Origin of the sequence: Planktothrix serta PCC 8927 (assembly GCF_900010725.2) — a bacterium.
GTDB classification, from domain to species: domain Bacteria; phylum Cyanobacteriota; class Cyanobacteriia; order Cyanobacteriales; family Microcoleaceae; genus Planktothrix; species Planktothrix serta.
Genome location: NZ_LR734855.1, coordinates 66,701 through 86,257 on the forward strand (window position 1 = coordinate 66,701; position 19,557 = coordinate 86,257).

15 protein-coding genes are annotated in these 19,557 nt (G+C 39.6%); 5 read left to right on the forward strand and 10 right to left on the reverse strand.

Features of this window, described 5'->3' with window-relative positions:
- Positions 1-6 precede the first annotated feature (6 nt).
- Positions 7-873, reverse strand: a complete 867-nt coding sequence (locus PL8927_RS07645; RefSeq protein WP_083619269.1) for a phosphate/phosphite/phosphonate ABC transporter substrate-binding protein — start codon at positions 871-873, stop codon at positions 7-9.
- 220 nt (positions 874-1,093) lie between these two features.
- Here PL8927_RS07645 and PL8927_RS07650 point away from each other — a divergent pair, with 220 nt between their 5' ends.
- Positions 1,094-2,017: a c-type heme family protein gene (locus PL8927_RS07650; RefSeq protein ID WP_197047350.1), complete on the forward strand. Its 924-nt coding sequence runs from the start codon at positions 1,094-1,096 to the stop codon at positions 2,015-2,017.
- Positions 2,018-2,266: 249 nt separating this feature from the next.
- Here PL8927_RS07650 and PL8927_RS07655 read toward each other — a convergent pair whose 3' ends face one another.
- The 3 genes from PL8927_RS07655 to PL8927_RS07665 form a co-directional block, all read right to left on the reverse strand.
- Positions 2,267-3,406, reverse strand: a complete 1,140-nt coding sequence (locus PL8927_RS07655) for a serine/threonine-protein kinase (RefSeq protein ID WP_083619272.1) — start codon at positions 3,404-3,406, stop codon at positions 2,267-2,269.
- Between the two features lie 41 nt (positions 3,407-3,447).
- The gene (locus tag PL8927_RS07660) at positions 3,448-5,070 is read right to left on the reverse strand and encodes an adenylate/guanylate cyclase domain-containing protein (RefSeq protein WP_331281808.1); all 1,623 of its coding nucleotides are present in this window, start codon (positions 5,068-5,070) and stop codon (positions 3,448-3,450) included.
- 195 nt (positions 5,071-5,265) lie between these two features.
- Complete coding sequence (locus tag PL8927_RS07665; protein WP_083619275.1) at positions 5,266-5,922, reverse strand: HEAT repeat domain-containing protein; 657 nt, start codon at positions 5,920-5,922, stop codon at positions 5,266-5,268.
- A 247-nt stretch (positions 5,923-6,169) separates the two neighbouring features.
- On the opposite strand from PL8927_RS07665, the gene recF reads away from it, so the two are divergent.
- From recF to PL8927_RS07680, 3 genes are read left to right on the forward strand one after another with little or no spacing between them, the layout of a single operon-like run.
- Positions 6,170-7,327 (forward strand): DNA replication/repair protein RecF, encoded by a 1,158-nt coding sequence (gene recF / locus PL8927_RS07670; protein WP_083619278.1) that lies wholly within the window; start codon positions 6,170-6,172, stop codon positions 7,325-7,327.
- Positions 7,328-7,374: 47 nt separating this feature from the next.
- Complete coding sequence (locus tag PL8927_RS07675) at positions 7,375-11,694, forward strand: PAS domain S-box protein (protein WP_083619280.1); 4,320 nt, start codon at positions 7,375-7,377, stop codon at positions 11,692-11,694.
- Positions 11,691-13,013, forward strand: coding sequence for an ATP-binding response regulator (locus PL8927_RS07680; protein ID WP_083619283.1), 1,323 nt, complete (start codon positions 11,691-11,693; stop codon positions 13,011-13,013). Before PL8927_RS07675 ends, PL8927_RS07680 begins: the two co-directional genes overlap by 4 nt.
- 30 nt (positions 13,014-13,043) lie before the next feature.
- Here the strand turns inward: PL8927_RS07680 and PL8927_RS07685 are convergent, their stop codons facing one another.
- The 4 genes from PL8927_RS07685 to PL8927_RS07700 all read right to left on the reverse strand — a co-directional run bounded on the left by PL8927_RS07685 (position 13,044) and on the right by PL8927_RS07700 (position 16,406).
- The gene (locus PL8927_RS07685; RefSeq protein WP_083619542.1) at positions 13,044-14,414 is read right to left on the reverse strand and encodes a cation:proton antiporter; all 1,371 of its coding nucleotides are present in this window, start codon (positions 14,412-14,414) and stop codon (positions 13,044-13,046) included.
- A 226-nt stretch (positions 14,415-14,640) separates the two neighbouring features.
- Positions 14,641-15,453, reverse strand: coding sequence for a carbon-nitrogen hydrolase family protein (locus PL8927_RS07690; RefSeq protein WP_083619286.1), 813 nt, complete (start codon positions 15,451-15,453; stop codon positions 14,641-14,643).
- Between the two features lie 156 nt (positions 15,454-15,609).
- Positions 15,610-15,738 (reverse strand): photosystem I reaction center subunit IX, encoded by a 129-nt coding sequence (psaJ, locus tag PL8927_RS07695; RefSeq protein WP_083619289.1) that lies wholly within the window; start codon positions 15,736-15,738, stop codon positions 15,610-15,612.
- A 176-nt stretch (positions 15,739-15,914) separates the two neighbouring features.
- A complete protein-coding gene (locus PL8927_RS07700; RefSeq protein ID WP_083619291.1) occupies positions 15,915-16,406 on the reverse strand; it encodes a Photosystem I reaction center subunit III in 492 nt (163 codons plus the stop codon).
- Between the two features lie 237 nt (positions 16,407-16,643).
- Here PL8927_RS07700 and tsaD point away from each other — a divergent pair, with 237 nt between their 5' ends.
- Positions 16,644-17,693: a tRNA (adenosine(37)-N6)-threonylcarbamoyltransferase complex transferase subunit TsaD gene (gene tsaD, locus PL8927_RS07705; protein WP_083619294.1), complete on the forward strand. Its 1,050-nt coding sequence runs from the start codon at positions 16,644-16,646 to the stop codon at positions 17,691-17,693.
- 17 nt (positions 17,694-17,710) lie between these two features.
- On the opposite strand, the gene rnc is transcribed toward tsaD, so the two are convergent.
- Both rnc and PL8927_RS07715 read right to left on the reverse strand, forming a co-directional pair.
- Positions 17,711-18,409 carry a ribonuclease III gene (rnc, locus tag PL8927_RS07710; RefSeq protein ID WP_083619297.1) on the reverse strand — a complete coding sequence of 233 codons (699 nt, stop codon included), beginning with the start codon at positions 18,407-18,409 and terminating at the stop codon, positions 17,711-17,713.
- Between the two features lie 166 nt (positions 18,410-18,575).
- Positions 18,576-19,346, reverse strand: a complete 771-nt coding sequence (locus PL8927_RS07715) for an NYN domain-containing protein (RefSeq protein WP_083619299.1) — start codon at positions 19,344-19,346, stop codon at positions 18,576-18,578.
- Positions 19,347-19,557 lie beyond the last annotated feature (211 nt).

Below are 19,557 nucleotides of genomic sequence, written 5' to 3' on the forward strand. Positions count from 1 at the left end.
GATCAGTTAGTTGGCTGTTAAAATAACCGGGGTGTTTCTTAATTTTCCCTCTAGGGGTTTCACTTTTTCGATAAACTGAATCAGTTGTTGATAATCATTGGGTTGGGTATGGGGAAGATAACCCGCTTGCTCAATCAAATTGGGGGGAGCTTCTTGTAGAATTGTTTTCAGATTTTGTTGCTGTTGAGGATTAAATGTCGGAGCAAATAAAACCGAACCGGAGGGTATGGGACGAGATTTATGCAAAATCCTAAAAGGAGAGGATTTCAATTGGGGAACATACTCTAAAAACTGATTTTCTGAAACGGCGATCGCATCAACTTTACCCATTGCTAACCAATCTAATGCCATTTTTGGTGTGGGTGCAAACTGAATTTCTGCTAATGTTAATCCATATAAATCATAGAGCGGTAAATAATATCCGGTTAACGATCCAGGCTGTCCTAATGCTATTTTTTTATTAGATAGATTTTTGAGGATCTTCATTGAACTTTCCTGTTTAACTATAATCACCGCATAATTTTTAAGACTTTGTAGGGGAAAAATCGGGGTATATTTAGCATCATGAATGGCAATGGCAGCTAACCCTGGAGGTGCAAAAACCACTGACCAAGCTTGACGTTTTACTTGGTCTACCGCCTGTAATTCACTAAAAGCGGGCTCCACTTCCACAATAGTTTGGGTTTGTTGGGCTAAATAATCTTGAAAGGGTTGATATTGCTGAAGGGATTGTTTTCCCGTTTCATAACTGACAATTCCCAGGGTAATTTTTCCCCATTGATTTGAGGGAGATGGATTGCACCCCCCAACAATAGAAAGCCCTAATACAACAAAACTTAACACGATAAAGGAAACGAGCTTTCGAGAAAACATAAAATTAACAACCCTTGAGCAATTCAGGACATATCAAAATTAAATTCATACTTTCTCCCCTTCTCTATTTTACAAAGCCAACTTCTAAAAAACAGATATTTTTAACAATCTTAATATTGATCGGATGACAATCCTGTATTTTTGACCTATGTTAGAATTAATCATCAAGACAACTCAGGTTGATGAACGGTTCTTAAACTGAAAAAATAAGGGATTGAAAATGTCATTAATCCAACCGCATAAAATTATCCCGTCTCTTAAACTCAATCAAAAATTTACACTATTGTTGGTTATTGTTTTCTTAATGGGAACAATCTTAAGTGGAATTGTGCTATCTAGCGTTCTTAATTATAATGCGCGATCGCAATTTAACTCAGAAGCCATGATTCTACTCAAAACCATGAATGCTGTCCGAGAGTATACAAATACTCAAGTAACAAGCCATTTAGAAACACAAATAAAAACGGATTTTTTACCCCAAACTGTTCCGACCTATGCAGCACGAGAAGTCTTTGAAATCCTCCGAAAAGAACCAGATTGGAATCAATTTTTTTATAAAGATGCGACTCTCAACCCTACTAATTTACGCGATAAAGCTGATCCCTTTGAAGAGAAATTAATTGCCCAATTTCGGAATAATCCCAATTTAAAAGGATTAGAAGACTTTCGCCAATTCCCGACAGGTAAGGTTTTCTATATTGCTCGTCCGATTCAGATATCAGAAGCCAGTTGTTTAGAATGTCATAGTCAACCGAGCAAAGCTCCAAAAAGTTTAATTGAACGTTATGGAAGCGAAAATGGATTCGGTTGGAAACTGAATGAAATTGTGGGGGCTCAAATTATCTTTGTTCCCGCTAATGCGGTTTATAATCGGATGCGTCAATCCCAAATTCTCGTGATTTCCATTGTGGTTGGCATTTTTGCGGTAACAATTTTATTAGTTAATATTTGGTTGAAGCGCTATGTTGTTAAACCCCTAAAACGCATGGCTAATGCCGCAGAAGCTATCAGTATCGGAAATATGGAGGCAGAATTTGAACAACAAAGCACGGATGAAGTCGGAACTTTAGCCAAAGCCTTTACGCGGATGAAAATTAGTTTACAAATGGCAATGCAACGGTTAAGTCAAAATCGGAATTTATAGGAAGGGAACAGGGAACAGGGAACAGGGAACAGGGAATAGGGAACAGGGAACAGGGAACAGGGAATAAGCATTGGTGTCAACTTAACCCACGTTAGCCCTGAAATAAATTTCGGGCTAAGAAGCTCAAGTCATCTAAAGATGACTAAGATCATTCTTGATTAACCCGTTTTAACGGGTTTTAGCTTTTAGCCTGAAATTTATTTCAAGGCTTTTAGCCTGAAGTTTACACGGGAATAGGGAATTTAGTTTTTAATGCCTTAAGCGTTTGCGAAAAGCTTGAGCTTCATTGCTATTCGGAATATTAGCTGCTAATTTATCTACTAATTCTTCTGGGGTTAATTGAGGAAATTGCGTTAATATATCCTCAACAATAAAATTAGCAAATGGGCCGATAAATTCAGCTAATGCTTGCCGACATTGCTCTTGAAAAATACTAGAAATTATTGAATCTGAGGCTACCGTTTTAACAGAACTAATCCCCGGAATTGGAGGTGCTAGAATATTCGGAGGATGGGCAATAGATTGACTCAAAGGGTCGAGAGCAACGGTGGACTGTTCAAACACATCTGTTAACTCCAATATTGCCACCAGAGCCTCCTGAGCGGTCGGGTAACGTTGGCGATAGTCATAACGCACCATTTTGTCTAAAATAGTAGCAAATGCTTCACTAATCGGCTTAGACATTGGTAACACACGACAGCAATATTCTCCCTGTAAATCTTGGGGAAATTGACGAGGAGATAAACCGCTTAAAGCTTGCATAGCAATGATGCCTACTGCAAAAATATCACTACTAAATTTAGGTTTAAAAGCTTGTTGTTCACTGGGCATATAATTCGGCGTTCCCACCGCAACAGTTAAGGTAGTTTCACCCGTTGAGTTAACAGAATAGAGACTGACTTCTTTGACCGCCCCAAAATCAATTAAAACAATTTTATTGTCTTGATGACGACGAATTAAATTAGCGGGTTTAATATCTCGATGAATGACCTGATTTTCATGAACAAATGCCAAAACGTGCAGAATTTCCTGTAAAAAAATGATCACTTCCCCCTCCGACCAAGCCCGACCTGATACAATTAATTCATTCAGAGGTTGACCTTCAATATAGTCCTGAACTAAATAAAATTCTTGATTTTGTTCAAAATGAGCCAGTAAACTAGGGATTTGTTCATGATGTCCTAAACGATGTAAAACTTCAGCTTCCTGAATAAATAGACGTTTGGCAATTTGTTGGGTATTCGCATTTGTTGATGTCGGTTTGAGTTGTTTCACCACACACAAGGGGTCATGGGGTAAATGCAAGTCTTGAGCCAAAAATGTTTGACCAAAACCCCCACTTCCCAAGGGTTTAATCAGTCGATAACGATTTGCAAGTTGAGTGTCCATTGTTAAGCTGCTCCTGATCTAAATGATTACATATTATTGAATTAAAAAGATAGAGCAGTTGATTGAACTTCTTGCCAATGTATTCGATAAAGTTGTAGAGGTTCAACTTTACCTTTAACAGTAACGGGGGGAATTTTTTCTAAGGGAAGACTGTGATCTTTTAATTGATCAAAAGTGGATTGAGAAATTAAAATCTCATTTTTTTGGGCCGCAGAACAAATTCGACTCGCAACGTTCATCGTATCTCCAATATGGGTATATTGAATCAGTTTAGAAGAGCCAATATTTCCGGCTGCTACCTGTCCGGTATTCAGTCCAATATGAATATAAATTGGTTCTCCATAACGCTGTTTCCATTGCTCATTCATCCGATGAACTGTCCATTGCATTTCAATGGCGGCTCGCACGGCTCGATCAACATCATCATGACGGGAATAAGGTGCTCCCCAAACCGCAACTAAGGCATCCCCAATGTATTTTTCTAAGGTTCCTTCAAAGGGAAAAACAATTTCCTCTACCATGTGTTTAAAATATTCATTTAACATCGAAATAACTTGACGGGGCTGCATTCGAGAAGACATTTCCGTAAACCGAGTAATATCAGAAAATAGGGCGGTAACTTCACTTTCTACAATGCCTAATTTTCCTTCTTCTCGCAGTTTTCGACTCACCGCCGGGGGAAAAAATCGTTCTAATTTATTTCTAATTACGGCTTCTTCCTGCATTTTTTTATACAGTTCTGCATTATCAATGGCGATCGCAGCTTGATTCGCTAAAGCCGTTAAAAATTCTACATCTTCGGGAGAATAAAGATTAGATAAAGATAAATTATCCACATATAAAACCCCGATCACACTATCTCGTAACTTCAACGGCGCACACATTGAGGCATGAATAGCTTGACACAAAATCGACTCGGAACCTTCAAACCGTTCATCCGCTTGAGCATCGGCGATTAATACAGCATTCCCCGTTTCTCGAACGGTATTCGTAATTTTTTTACTATAAAAATTTTCATCGGCGAGGGGTTCTTCTCGAAATTTAACGGCTTTTTGTTCTAAATTATTAGTTTTAGGATTAATCAACAAAATCGCCGCCCGATCCAGATTCATGATTTGAAATAATAGATCTAAAATTTTATCGAGGAGTTTATTAAGTTCATGGGGAGAAGATAACTCTTTGCTGACTTCTAATAAAATTTTTAACTTATCAACAACCCGTAAATGGGCATCTTGTTGGCGAATATTTAAAACAGAAGTTCCCGCTTGGGAAGGTTCTAATAAATCTTGAATAATTGTATAACCCGCATCCGTTGCAAATTCTTGAATCACAGAAGTTTGAGAATTGTCGCTATCAGGTTTATAGGAGGAGGTAAGTGAAACATTCATAAACTTAAATACCACACGACCACAACGAACTAAATCCCCAGATTTTAGGTTGGAGTGTTCAATCATCACCTCATTCACAAAGGTATGATTACTACTTTGCATATCTGTAATCGTGCTTTTTCCCTCGTTTACCTCAATCCGAGCATGATGACGAGACAAACTCACATCCGCCAAACAAATCGTATTATCCCGTCCCCGTCCGATGGTATTCGCACCGAACTGTAAGTTAAACGTCATTGAACTGGTCGTATCGGGGTTATAAATTAAATATGGCACTTTCCTCTCAACCTAATTAATGATATAAAAACGGTACATGGATGGGATTGTGCAAATCGATATAAATCTCAGTGTGATCTTAAAGGCATCTGTCTTCTGGTGTAAGATCAGCAGCAAAGTGTTAAACCCTTGATTTCTAAGGTTCGTATTGCTGCTTATCCCAATTTAACTCCAATTAACTGATTTATTCTAATTTTAGATCGCTCCTTCTAAGGCTGCTCCTACCACTCGGTGATCTTGATCTTTTTTCAGATAGTGTAATGCGGCTTGAGCTTGGGGGTGATTAAACTTTCTCAAGGCTAGGGCGACACGAGTTCGGGTTCGCCAAACGGGGGTTCCCACTAATTCTACCAGCCGTTGTAAAGCCTCCGTTTGTTTTTCCGTTCCCGCTAATACCGCTAACCCCTCAATGGCGGCTTCTTGCGCCATCTGTTCCTGTCCGGTCAACGCACAAATACAGATTTCATACAAGGCTTGGGGATGGCGAAGGGTCATCAACGGTTCTAAAATACTTTGTCGCACCAGCCAATTAAAATCTCGACAAAAGCTACAAACCAGGTAAGGGATAGCAATTTCTCCATATTTGGAGAGGGAATTGGCGGCTTCGGCGCGAACATTGGGATCAAGATCGCAGTTGAGGAGTTCCAAGAGGGCTTGAAAGGATTCGGGAGATTGTTGGTGTCCCAGTCCCATCGCTACAAATGACCGGATAATAAATTCAGGATCATCCCGTTTACTCATGAGCAGAGGAATCGCCACCGCACTCTCATAATGGTTTAACTCCGTTAGTCCTCTGAGTCGCTCCTGAAAATCAGGGCTGTTCAGGTAGGTTTCGATTTGCTGGATTTTCATCAAAATCCTCCAGAAAGGTTAAAATCTAAAGTCTGTATTTTGAACAAAACCGTCTTAAATCTTGTTTGAGTTATTTAATGATGACCTATAAACCTATTTACTCTACTTCAAAATTTTAATTCCGTAAAACTATCTCCAGAAAGAGGGGGTAATCCGTATATACACTTAGATAAGGGAACATCGGATCTGGGAACAGGGAACAGAAAGAAAAGAAAACAAAAGATTTCACCTCTTAATTTTATTCAATATGTATTTAAAATTGCTACATTTACGACAGTTTCGCAACTATAGCGATCAAAAAGTTTTGTTTGAAGCCCCGAAAACGATTTTATTAGGAAATAATGCTCAGGGAAAATCGAATTTATTAGAAGCGGTTGAGTTACTTTCGACCCTCAAAAGTCATCGGGTGAGTCGGGATCGGGATTTAATTTTTGATCTCCAACCCACCGCACAGGTGAGTGCTACCCTAAAACGGGATGTGGGAACATTGGATTTAGCAATTACCCTGCGCTCCCAAGGAGGGCGAACGGTTTATCTAAATGGTCAATCTTTACGGCGACAATTGGATTTTTTGAGTGTATTAAATGTGGTTCAGTTTTCCAGCTTAGATTTAGAATTAGTTCGAGGGGGCCCTGAACATCGGCGCAATTGGTTAGATCGTTTATTAGTTCAGTTAGAACCGATTTATGCTTATATTTTACAACAATATAATCAAGTTCTGCGTCAACGCAATGCTTTGTTAAAACAAATTAAACAAAATTCCGAAGAAATGGAAACTCAGAAGCAAGCGGAATTACAACTTTGGGATACTCAATTAGCCGTAGCTGGAACCCGGGTTTTGCGACGCCGCGATCGCGTTTTAGAACGTTTAATCCCTCTGGCTCAAGCTTGGCATCAATCTATTAGTGGAAGTACGGAGTTATTAGAAATTATTTATCAACCGAATGTTAATTTAGGGTTACAAAATCAAAGTTTATCAACGGCTCCACCGGAACAAATTCAACAAGCTTTTTTTGATAAAATCATCACTAGAGCGATCGCTGAACAAAAACAAGGAATTTCTTTAGTGGGGCCCCATCGAGATGATGTTATGTTTACTATTAATCAAACTATAGCTCGTAATTATGGCTCGTCGGGTCAACAACGGACGTTAGTTTTAGCCCTGAAATTAGCCGAATTACAACTGATTGAGGAGGTTGTTGGAGAGCCCCCCTTACTGCTGTTAGATGATGTTTTAGCTGAATTAGATTTGCTTCGACAAAATCAACTTTTAGATGCTATTGGCGATCGCTTTCAAACTTTAATTACCAGCACTCATTTAGGAGCTTTTGATACTCAATGGTTAAAACATACTCAAATTTTAAACGTTAAAGCCGGAGAGATTACCCCTTTTAACTCCTGGTAAAAAGTTACCGATAAACGTACAATAAAACTATTGTGGGGTAAACTGTTATGGATCTCAACTCTTTCCTTCGTTCTCTATTAATCAGTCAAACCTGGGGCAAAATTCCCTTACGATTTGTATTGATTATTCCCTTTGTGATCCAAATTACAGCCACCGTATTAATTGTCGGTTATTTATCCTTTCGCAGTGGACAACGTGCGGTTGAAAAAATGAGTAGCGAATTGATGAATGAAGTCACTCAGCGTGTTGAAGATCACATTGATCAAGTCACAGAAACCGCCAAAGTGATTACAAATCATACTCTGGATCAGTGGGAGATTGACAATACTGATTTAAGCGAATTATTACCCCTGGAAGAACATCTATTTTTAACCTTACGACATTTTAAATTAATTAATAGAATCTTAATCGGAAATGAACAGCATGATTTTTTAGGAGTCACTCGTTTGAATGGACAGCGAGCTTGGTATTCTAGTCCCCAGGATTCATCACTAATTTATGATTATGCGATTGATCAAAAGGGAAAACCGATTAAACTTTTAGGAACCTTTTGGAAACCGAGTGTCACCCTTCGTCCTTGGTATCAAGATGCTGTGAAAAATCGAAAAACAAGCTGGGGTTCTCTATATCCATTAGGAAGTAATGAAGATTTAGGATTAAGTCTGAATACTCCGATTTATGATCGCCAAAGCCAGAAATTATTAGGGGTGTTGTCCGTCGGAATTATCTCCTCTAATCTCAGTGATTTCCTCAGTCAAATTCGAGTCGGAAAATCGGGAAAAGTTATTATAATTGATAGAAATGGCAATTTAGTTGCTAGTTCTCAAGGTCAAATCTATCAGAAATATAAAGGAAAATTAAAATTTATTAATCTTGTAGAAAGTCAAGATCAATTATATCAGAATATTGGGAATTTTTTAATCAAAAATTTTGGTGAATTTCCTAATGTTCAAAAGATTCAAAATGTTAATTTTACGATTCCACCGACAACCTGGGGAAGTTTATCAAACCATTATTTTTTACAAGTCGCTCCCTTAAAAAATCAAGAGGGTTTAGATTTACTGATGATTGTTGTTATTCCTCAAAGCGATTTTATGACGGAAGTAAATGCTCAGTTTAAACAAACTTTGTTTCTTTGTATTGGTGTTTTCTTCTTAGCGACAGGTGTAGGAATCTTAATCAGTCGTTGGATCATTAAACCAATTTTAGCCGTTAATCAAGCTGCGAAACAGATCGCAACTGGAGAAATTAAACACCTTACCGACTTTGAAAGAACCGATGAAATTGGGGAATTGGTTCAATCCTTTAAAGGAATGACCAATCAATTACAAACCAGCCTAGAAAACCTTCAAAAAGAAATTATTAAACACCAAGAAACCGAAGCCAAACTACGTCACGCTCAACGAATTTCTAAACTGAGTGTTTGGGAATTTCATTGTTTGAATAAAACTCTAATTTGGAGTCCAGAAATTTATCAGATTTATGGTTTTAATTTCCTGGGTAAACTGTCAAATATTCGACAATTATTACCCTATATTTATCCCGATGATCATCCGATCTATTTTCAAGAGGTTATTGACCCATTACGGGCGAAGAAACCCTTTGCTACAGAATTAAGAATTTTGCGGGCTGATGGCTCTATTCGCTATACTGAAGTTCAGGGAGAACCGATTTTTGATCAACAAGGAAACACAATTCGATTAGTAGGAACTATCAGAGATATTACAGAACGTAAACAAGCAGAAATCACCTTAAAAAATCAAGAACAATTATTACGCAGTATTTATGAGGGCGTCGAAGAACCCATTTTTGTCGTAGATGTGGGAGAAAATGGAGAGTTTCGATATGCGGGAACAAATTCCGCCCATGAAAAAATTACGGGTTTATCTCGCAAAAAAATCTTAGGAAAAACCCCGGAAGAATTAAAATTTCCCGCCTGGAAACAGGTGATTCAACATTATCAAGATTGTGTGAATACCGGAACTTCTATCTGTTATGAAGAATGGGTAGTTTTGAATGGGGTAGAAACATTTTGGTATACAACTCTAACCCCGTTAAAAGATTTAGAATCTCGCATTTATCGAATTGTAGGAACAACAGTAGAAACCAGTTATATTAAACAAACCGAGCGATCGCTACAAACCGCTTTACTACAAATTCAAAAACATTTTGAATATTCTCCCTTAGCGATTATAGAATGGGATTCTCAAGGTAAAATCAAACGCTGGTCAAAACAAGCTGAAAATATTTTTGGATGGAAAGCCGAAGAAGTCATCGGTTTATCTAATCATGATTTTTTGATGATTTACGAAGCCGACCAAGAGCGAGTTAATCAGGGAATTATGGAGATGTTAACCCGTCAAAGTAATACCTTAAAAATGCAAAACCGGAATTATACGAAAAACCATGATCTGATTAGTTGTGAATGGTTTTCATCGGCGATCTTTGATCAGCAGGGTAATCTAACTTCAGCTTTATCTTTTGTTCAGGATATCACGGATCGTCAACAATCTGAACAAGCATTACGTCAAAGTGAAGCCAGATGGCGGCATTTAATTGAAGCTAATATTGTTGGGATTATTTTTGCTGATTTTGAAGGCAAAATTTTAGCAGCCAATGATGCCTTTTTACGGATGATTGGCTATAGTCGAGAGGAGTTAGAAAATGGAGTATTACGCTGGGATACTATTACTCCCCCGGATGGTAAAGCCGCTGATCAAGAACGGGTGCGAAAAATTTTAAGGGATAAGATTTTACCCCCGAATGAAAAAGAATATTTGCATAAAGATGGAACCCGAATTCCGGTTATTTTAGGAGCAACTTTATTAGAAGAACAAAAGCAGTGCGTTGCTTTTGTGTTAAATATTACCCAACAAAAACAAACCGAAATCGAACTGCAAAAAGCTAAGGAACAAGCGGAAGCCGCCAACCGCGCCAAAAGTACCTTTTTAAGCAATATGAGTCATGAGCTTCGCACCCCTTTAAATGCAATTTTAGGGTTTACGCAACTGATGGTGAGAGATTCTACCTTAGCCCCTCATCATCGAGAAAAATTACAAATTATTAACCGCAATGGAGCTTATTTATTACAGCTAATTAATGATATTTTATCCATTTCTAAAATAGAAGCAAATCGAGTTATTTTTGAAGAAAAAACCTTTGATTTATATCAATTATTAGAAGATTTAGAGGATACCTTTGAACTGAGAGCAGCTTCCAAAGGTTTAGAATTAATTATTGAGCGATCGCCGAATTTACCCCAATATTTAAAGACCGATGAACGCAAATTGCGTCAAGTTTTGATCAATTTATTAGATAATGGGATTAAATTCACCGATCATGGCAGTGTCACCCTGCGAATTACGCTTTTAGAACAGAGCTTAAACCCCGGTTCTGCTCCTCCTGACTACACCATCGAGTTTGAAGTTGAAGATACGGGTGCCGGGGTAGCACCTGAAGAACTAGACACCATGTTTGATGCTTTCGTACAAACCAGCAGTGGACGACACTCGCAACAGGGAACTGGGTTAGGGTTACCCATTAGTCGCCGCTTTGTGGAACTGATGGGGGGTCAGATCCAAGTCAGCAGTCAAATAGGTAGAGGAACTCAGTTTCAATTTACCATCCAGGCTTTAGGGGTTGACCCTGCAACCGTAGCTTCACCCGAACCCCAATACCGGGTAATTGGACTGGCCCCCCATCAACCTTTATACCGAATTTTAGTCGTCGATGATTTAGAAATGAACCGTCAATGGTTCGTTAAGTTGTTGCGTTCTGTGGGGTTTGAGGTTGAGGAAGCTGAAAATGGGGAAATGGCTTTGAATTTGGTAGAATCTTATGACCCCCATCTGATTTGGATGGATATGCGAATGTCAGGTATTGATGGCTATCGTGCAACTCAAGAAATTAGAGCCAAAAAAGCGCAGACTCTTTTATCGATGCCTCCTGATTTTGAACCTTTTCCCAAAATTATTGCGGTTTCTGCTAGTGTATTTGAAGAGGAACGCCAAAAAATTATCGCCGCAGGCTGTGATGATTTTGTTGGTAAACCTTTGACAGAAGCCAGGATTTGGGAAATATTGAAGAAACATTTAGGAGTAAAATATAGAGTTGAAGACTTTATACCTAATCAAGTTAGACATCACCAGATTCAGGATGCAACCATTATTCAAGCGTTGGCGACTCTACCTCCCGAATTGTTAAATCAGTTAGCAATAGAAACTCAAATAGGGGATTCTGAAAAACTGCTCAGTTTACTTACACAAATTCCTTCTTCTCAAAGGGTTTTAATTAACACGTTAACGGAATTAATCAATAACTTTGAATTTGAAGTCATTCTTAACTGGGTTACAAACACTCTGATATGAATTCTAACTCAACGAACTCTCCTCTAGCAGATATTTTAATTGTTGATGATATTCCTGATAACTTGCGGGTTTTATCTCAAGTTTTATTAGAACAGGGTTATCGGGTTCGCAAAGCAACCAATGGGCAATTTGCCTTAAATTCCGCCCAATTGATGCCTCCTGATTTAATTTTATTAGATGTGATGATGCCAGAGTTAGATGGCTATGATGCCTGTCGTTTTCTCAAGGCAGATGAACGCACACGCGATATTCCGATTATTTTTATTACCGCTAGGGATGATATTCAAAGTAAACTTATGGGGTTTGAAGTCGGAGGATTAGATTATATTACTAAACCCTTTGATGTTGAAGAAGTTGTCGTGCGCGTTTCTACTCAACTTAAAATTAGTCGCTTGCAAAAAGAACTGCAATTGCAAAAAAATCAGTTAGAGCAAAAAAATCAACAACTGGAACAGGAAGTTAGCGATCGCATTGCTGCCCAAACACAACTCCAAATTTTAAATCAAGAGTTAGAAACTAAAGTTGAACAACGCACCCAAGAACTGAAACAGAGAAATCAAGAATTAGTCAGCTTACAAAAACAGTTAGAAATTTCTTTGAAAAAAGAACAGTCCTTAAGCGAAATGAAATCTCGGCTAATTACCACAATTTCCCATGAATTTCGCACCCCTTTGACGGTGATTATGACTTCTAATGAATTAATTAAATATAAAATTGAACAACAAAAAACCGAAAATTTAGATCGTCATATTAACCGAGTTAATGAAAGTGTTAAACGGATTGAACAGATTTTAAATAGTGCGATTGTTTTAGCCCAAGCTGAATCTAATTTAATTCATTTTGAACCGCAATCTTTGAATTTAGACTTATTTATTAAAAGCCTATTAGAAGATTGGAAATCTCTCGAAATTCAGGATCATAAAATTCAATTAAAGGTTGAAGGCAATCATCCACAGCAGTTTAAAGCCGATCCGAACTTCCTCAAACAAATTATCATTAATTTACTCACAAATGCGATTCGTTATTCTCCAGAAGGAGGAACAATTGTGGTTGAAATGATTTATCAACCCACTCAAGTTGTGTTCAAAATTCAAGATCAAGGCATTGGAATTCCTGAATCTGAACTAGACCAAGTATTAGAACCCTTCTATCGTGCTAGTAATGCTGATTCTATATCAGGAACCCCAGGGGCTGGATTAGGATTAACCGTTGTCAAACGTCTGGTAGAACTCCATCAAGGAACCCTCACCCTCCACAGCATCCTCAACCAAGGAACAACCGTTACCCTTTCTTTTCCGGTTCAAGAGGTTGACGGTTAAGAGTTAACCGCCAACCCTCAAACCCTTCCCTTAAGTTGTCTCTGGGGATGGCGTTTCAGTTTTAAACACAATTCGCAGTAACGGAGGCGCTAAGAATGTGGTGATGATCACCATGAGAATAATCGCCACATCCAAAGCCGGAGATAATGCACCACTGGCGGAACCAACGGCGGCAAATACTAATCCGACTTCTCCTCGCGGAATCATCCCAACGCCAATTCCTAAACGATTGATGTTATCCAAACCAAACACCCCCCAACCGGCGGCGATTTTGCCCACAATAGCAACTACAATCAAAAACAGAGCAATAATTAATCCTTCCCGATTTTCAGGAATTGCTGGGTTGAGAACACCTAAATTTGTTTTTGCCCCAACTGCTACAAAAAACACCGGGACAATCACATCAGCAATGGGTTTAATTAATTCCTCTAACTCTCTGCCTGGTTCCGTTTCATCTAACACTAACCCCGCCGCAAAAGCCCCTAAAATTGCTTCTAGGTGAATTGCGCCACCGATATAGGCTAATAGCAGGGCCAAAATTAACGCCGGAACTACAACCCGACCGCGGGTTTTAAATTGGGAAGCCAGGGCAACAAAAGTCCCGTTGAAAAACTTCCCTAAAACAATCGCACCAACAATAAAAACACTGGCACTAATAATCAAATAAATGATATTAGCAATATCAATTTCACCTGTTTTTGCCAAACTCGCAACCACAGCTAAAATCAGAATTCCTAACACATCATCAATTACCGCCGCACCCAAAATAATCTGACCTTCTTGGGTAGACAAACAACCAATTTCCGATAAAACCCTAGAAGTAATTCCGATACTGGTAGCTGTCAACGCCGCACCCGCAAAAACCGCCGGAATTACAGGAACATGGAAAATGGCAATCAGTCCCACTGTTCCAGCAATAAAGGGAACAACAACCCCTAAACAAGCCACAATAAAGGCTTGAATGCCGACAGCCAGCAGTTGTTCAATATTGGATTCTAAGCCAATTTCAAACAACAGAATAATTACACCGAGTTCAGATAAAATCTCTAAAACTTCGCTTTGAGATTTAAACGTTGCTTCTGCCGCATCGGGACTTAACCCTGCGGTTGTTTCCAAAATACTCATAATCAGAGAGTGAGAACTATCGATCCCCCCTTCTGGAAAAACCACTAAATGCAGGGCAGAAACCCCAATAACTACTCCTCCGAGTAATTCTCCGAGAACTGGAGGAAACCCTAACCAGTTGGCAAATTCTCCCCCCGCTTTACTGGCTACAAAAATCGCCACTAAACTGAGCAGAACCCCCAGTAATACCATTGTTGATTCTGCTTCAACAGGAGGACAAGCTTCTGTTGCGACTCCCAAAATCGGTAACAACCTCGATCCCAAACTTGAGAACATCGAGTCTAGTGAGAAAACCCCTGCAACTAGATCCACAGTTAACCCCACATAACTCATCCAGATTACTGTAACGAAAATAGACCCTGGGGGAAAGGGGGCAGGGAGAAGTAGGGGCGAGGTCTCCTCGCCCGACCCCTGTTAACCGACACCCCACTTAACAGCTCATGTTGCCTGTTCCACAATGTCAACAGCTAACGGTCAACGGTCAACGGTCAACGGTCAACAGTCAACTAAATACTCGATGTTTGAGGCTGGGCATTTGGCGACGGACTTGTTCAAGACGAACGGGATCAATTTCTGCGATCGCCACGCCGGGTTTATCTCCCGCATCAGCGAGAACCGCCCCCCAAGGATCAAGAATCATGGCATGACCATGAGTATTTCGACGACCATAATGACACCCGGTTTGAGCAGGTGCAATGACATAACAGGTATTTTCAATCGCTCTGGCTTTGAGGAGAACTTCCCAGTGATCCTTTCCCGTATAGGCAGTAAAAGCCGCCGGGACAAATAAAACTTCTGCTCCTAAGAGTGATAAGTGACGATAGAGTTCGGGAAATCGGACATCGTAACACACTGATAGTCCAAGATTTCCCAACACTGGGGAACGATAGACCGGGGGTAAAACACTCCCAGCCATGACGGTGTTAGATTCCTGATAAGTATTGCCATCGGGCAAATTGACATCAAAGAGATGAACTTTCTGATAACGCGCTAATTCTTGACCATTGGCATCAATCAGCACCGCCGTATTGTAGACTTTACCATCTGTTGTGGGAACTGGAAAACCCCCGGCTAGAAGCGTAATTTGAAACCGTTGGGCAATCGTTTTGAGAAATTTTTCGGTTTTTTGAGCAATAGTTTCAGCTTGCGCCAGTTTCTCGGCTTCTTCACCCATAAAGGGAAAATTCTCAGGCAAGCTAACTAACTCTGCTCCCTGATGAACTGCTAAATCAATCAGTTCTTCCGCCTCTGCTAGATTTTTGTCTAACCAAGGCGTACTGGTCATTTGAATAGCCGCAGCAAGATAGGATTTCATTAAACAATATGTATCGACAATTTAAAAAGTCGGAAAAGAAGAGGAGCAGAGGGAGTAGAGGAGCAGGGGGAGTAGAGAAGATCAGTGATCCTTGACACTCCGCACTCCGCACCTCACACTCCGCACTCTTAGCCCGAAACCCGAAACCCGATTAAATTACGGCATGGGGTGGAAGAGTAAATCGGGGAAAAAGCGATTAAATTCGATTAAAACTCCCGCCGTAAAAACGAACAAAGCCGCAGCTAAAACGGGTGCTGTTGAAAGATATTTGACGAAATACTGCATGAATTTTTTCTCCTAAGTTTAGAACCGTGTGAACAACAATTAATCAGTTAAAAGAAAGCAGAATTCACAAAGATGATTGAAACATAAACAACGTTTGTTTATGGATGGATTAGAAAAAATTTAGGCGATAAATTCCACCTAAATTTTCCTCAATCTCTAAATGAGAATTCCACTTATTAACGAGGTGAAACGGTAATTTCGTTATCTTTAGCGAACATTTCACCTGTGGTGATTTCTTTCAACGCAGCTAACGGCCAAAGGAAGCCACTGAGCATATAGGTCAGGGCCACAGGAACATCGATGATAATCTCTTTTTCTGCGGGATTTTCGCTCTTTTTAGCAGCTAGTAAATAAGAGCGACCTGCCCAACCAATCCATCCGGCAATATACAGGAACAGAACGCTAGGAATTAAGAAATCTCCGGCATGAGCAAGGCTTCCATCTACGATTAAATGGGGTAAGCCATCTGCTTTACCACAGAGTTCTTGGGAATAGCGTTCAAAACGGGCTTTCGCTTGTGCCGGGTTAGCCGCAGAAGCGATAGAGGTTTTGGCCCGTTGCTGAAACACGGAAGATTCAGAGCAAGGAACGAGGTTATAAGCTGAAGCTGCGGGAACAATGCTCATCCACAAGCCCAGGGCTAGAATAGCAGCCAACAATCGACGCATAGAAGTGTTTCCTTTTGTTACAAAACAATACGTTTTTTATCTTTTGAGTCTAGGGGGTTGCAAAGCACCTCCTCTTGACTCCATCAGACAAAGCGTTTGTTATCCCTCGAAGTGAGGTCAAAACCCACGCAGAAAAATGGCGACTATTGGGTTCAGTTGTTCACTGTACCCAAAAAAATCTGCAATGATTAAGCTACTCAAAGTTAGCTCCAATCATTTCATAAAATTTATCAGCCAATGGCAACAGTTTTAGCAATTGAAACAAGTTGTGACGAAACCGGGGTCGCAATTGTAAAGAATCGTGAAGTTTTAAGCAATGTTGTGGCCTCTCAAATCGCCATTCATCACCCTTATGGGGGGGTTGTTCCCGAAGTTGCCTCCCGCCATCATTTAGAAATGGTTAATCCTGTTCTAAACGAAGCTTTAGAAACCGCAGGTTTAGACTGGTCAGTCATTGATGGAATTGCAGCCACCTGTGCCCCCGGACTGGTAGGAGCTTTATTAACGGGCATTACTGCCGCTAAAACCTTAGCCTTGGTGCATAATAAACCTTTTTTAGGCATTCATCACCTGGAAGGACATATTTATGCCAGCTATTTAACCGAACCTAGTCTCCAACCTCCGTTTTTATGTCTGTTGGTATCGGGAGGCCATACCAGTTTAATTCATGTTAAAGATTGTGGGGTCTATCAAATCTTGGGACACACCGTTGATGATGCGGCGGGGGAAGCTTTTGATAAAGTGGCTCGGTTATTAAATTTAGGATATCCTGGGGGGCCAATTATTGACCAATTAGCTACTCAAGGAAACCCCAAAGCCTTTGCATTACCTGAAGGAAAAATTTCTCTCCCGAATGGCGGCTATCATCCCTATCATTCTAGTTTTAGCGGGTTAAAAACGGCGGTGTTACGGTTGGTGCAAACGTTACAAAAGTCAGAAAATACGCCGTTACCCGTTGCGGATATTGCGGCGAGTTTTCAAGATACCGTTGCTAAAAGTTTAACAAAACGGGCGATCGCTTGTGCGGTAGATTTTGGATTAGATACTATTGCTATTGGGGGAGGTGTAGCGGCAAATAGTGGGTTAAGAAACCATCTCCAAGAGGCAGCTAAACTTCACAATTTGCGAGTATTATTTCCCCCTTTAAAATATTGTACCGATAACGCTGCCATGATTGCTTGTGCAGCTTCAGACCATCTGAGTCGAGGTCATATTTCACCCTTAACATTAGGGGCACAGTCCCGAATGTCGTTGGAAGATATGATGCTCTTGTACAACAGGGTCTAGGATGCGTCATCACCTGATTACAACAAACCCAACTTTTGCAGGGCTACCTCTGCGGCTTTTTTTTCGGAGTCCTGTTTTCGGCGTCCTTTTCCATAGCCATATACTTTGTCCCTAACACAGACTTCTGTACAAAATTCCTTAGCGTGATCTGGCCCAGATTCTTCGACCACATAATATTTCGGGTTTTCACCGTATTGCGCTAAAGCCCATTGTTGAAAGCGGTTTTTACAGTCAATTAGGGTTTGGGGTGTTGTTTCTGTTTGCGGAAATACAATTTCATTAGCAACGGCTGAAAATAAGGGATGAATAAATTCTCGAACTGTATCAATATTGGTATCTAAATAAAAAGCCCCAATATAGGCTTCAAAGGCATCACTGAGTAAGGCAGGATTTGTGCGTCCGCCATCTCGAATAGCACCCTTTCCTAGGCGCAGTAATGCCCCTAAATCAAATTGAATGGCAAATTTAGCCAGTTGTTTTTCATCGACTAGCAGTGACCGTAAGCGAGTCATATTTGCCTCACTCATTTTAGCCATATCTTCGGGATAGCGCTTTTTAAATAGCAATTCTCCGACTAAAAATCCTAAAACAGCATCCCCTAAAAATTCTAATCGTTCATTGTCTTCTCCTGAATTAGAATGTTCATTAATATAGGAACGATGGGTGAGGGCTTGTAGTCGCAATTGTTCGTTTTTAATTTCTGGCAGTTTTGTCATAATTATATAGCAATTCGTGTAGGATTTGTGACTCAATACTGTAGGGGTTTGGTTTCCAAACCCAACCCCAAAAAACGGTTTGGATTGACATCACCCCTACAATAAAATATTACAACCTTGGTGCAGATTGCTATATCGGATTAAAGCGATCGCAATTTTTCTCAACTCAGACTAAAATCAACTCTCCATTACAATTTTTTTGAATAATTCCCTCCTGAATTACTGCTTCTACAAATTTACCGAATTTAGAAAAAATCTTTCCATCAGGTTTGCCAATGGATAAAACTTTTTTATCCCCTGAAAGTCGCGGATGCTTTTTGATTAAACTACCCATTAAAGCAAGAGTAGCTTTTTTTCCTTTTGCTTGAACGGTTTTAATCAAGTCAATTAGACATTTTTTAGCTTCTTCATAAGAAATAATAGCGGGATAATCTAGTTTTTCTGGAGTTCCCTGATTGAGATTTCCAAAGGCTATTACTTCATTGATATGATAGGCTTTATCAACAGCTTTTTTCAATGTTTTACTAACATTACAACCATGAATCAATATCACTTTTTTCCCTGACTGTTGTAACTCTTTAACTAAGGGTAAAAAATCTTTATCCCCTGTAATTAAAATTACAATTTCAATGCTGCTATCTGGCGTTGTATCATTTCTGCCATCTCGAAAAATCTTCTTGTCAACTGCATTTTTTTCTCTTGAAGGAACATGAATTATTGTAACGTCTTCTTCCTGATCGAGAGCCTGTGCAAATCGATCATTCTCATTCCTCCAGTTAGAATAAACTTTTATAATAAATTTATAACCTTTTTGATTGAACAATTGATCCAAAAGTTTAATTAACCCTTGAATAAATTGTTTAAATTTTTCAGCATAAGTCCGAACATTTTGAAAATCCCCATAAATTGCTACACGACTTTCCAAGCAAGGTTTCATAACGAGCTCCTAATTTGTTTTTCATGAATTAGACGCCTAGCATTAATAAAGCTTGTAATTCTAACCCTTCAGACCTTTTGCGTGAATTAAAGAATACTCCCCATTTCCAAGTCCAAAACAGAACTCGAAAACCAGCACTTTCAGCGCAATGTCTAAACTATTGAATTAAAACCCTTAGTTTTGAGTGTTTTTGGCTAAAGTCTCAAGGATC

Excerpts from the sequence above, each read along its gene's own strand:
- PL8927_RS07680 (WP_083619283.1), top strand. The coding sequence starts at position 11,691 with ATGAATTCTAACTCAACGAACTCTCCTCTAGCAGATATTTTAATTGTT.
- psaJ (WP_083619289.1), bottom strand. The coding sequence starts at position 15,738 with ATGCAGTATTTCGTCAAATATCTTTCAACAGCACCCGTTTTAGCTGCG.
- PL8927_RS07690 (WP_083619286.1), bottom strand. The coding sequence starts at position 15,453 with ATGAAATCCTATCTTGCTGCGGCTATTCAAATGACCAGTACGCCTTGG.
- PL8927_RS07685 (WP_083619542.1), bottom strand. The coding sequence starts at position 14,414 with ATGTTCTCAAGTTTGGGATCGAGGTTGTTACCGATTTTGGGAGTCGCA.
- rnc (WP_083619297.1), bottom strand. The coding sequence starts at position 18,409 with ATGACAAAACTGCCAGAAATTAAAAACGAACAATTGCGACTACAAGCC.
- PL8927_RS07665 (WP_083619275.1), bottom strand. The coding sequence starts at position 5,922 with ATGAAAATCCAGCAAATCGAAACCTACCTGAACAGCCCTGATTTTCAG.
- PL8927_RS07650 (WP_197047350.1), top strand. The coding sequence starts at position 1,094 with ATGTCATTAATCCAACCGCATAAAATTATCCCGTCTCTTAAACTCAAT.
- PL8927_RS07645 (WP_083619269.1), bottom strand. The coding sequence starts at position 873 with ATGTTTTCTCGAAAGCTCGTTTCCTTTATCGTGTTAAGTTTTGTTGTA.
- PL8927_RS07715 (WP_083619299.1), bottom strand. The coding sequence starts at position 19,346 with ATGAAACCTTGCTTGGAAAGTCGTGTAGCAATTTATGGGGATTTTCAA.
- tsaD (WP_083619294.1), top strand. The coding sequence starts at position 16,644 with ATGGCAACAGTTTTAGCAATTGAAACAAGTTGTGACGAAACCGGGGTC.
- PL8927_RS07675 (WP_083619280.1), top strand. The coding sequence starts at position 7,375 with ATGGATCTCAACTCTTTCCTTCGTTCTCTATTAATCAGTCAAACCTGG.
- recF (WP_083619278.1), top strand. The coding sequence starts at position 6,170 with ATGTATTTAAAATTGCTACATTTACGACAGTTTCGCAACTATAGCGAT.
- PL8927_RS07655 (WP_083619272.1), bottom strand. The coding sequence starts at position 3,406 with ATGGACACTCAACTTGCAAATCGTTATCGACTGATTAAACCCTTGGGA.
- PL8927_RS07700 (WP_083619291.1), bottom strand. The coding sequence starts at position 16,406 with ATGCGTCGATTGTTGGCTGCTATTCTAGCCCTGGGCTTGTGGATGAGC.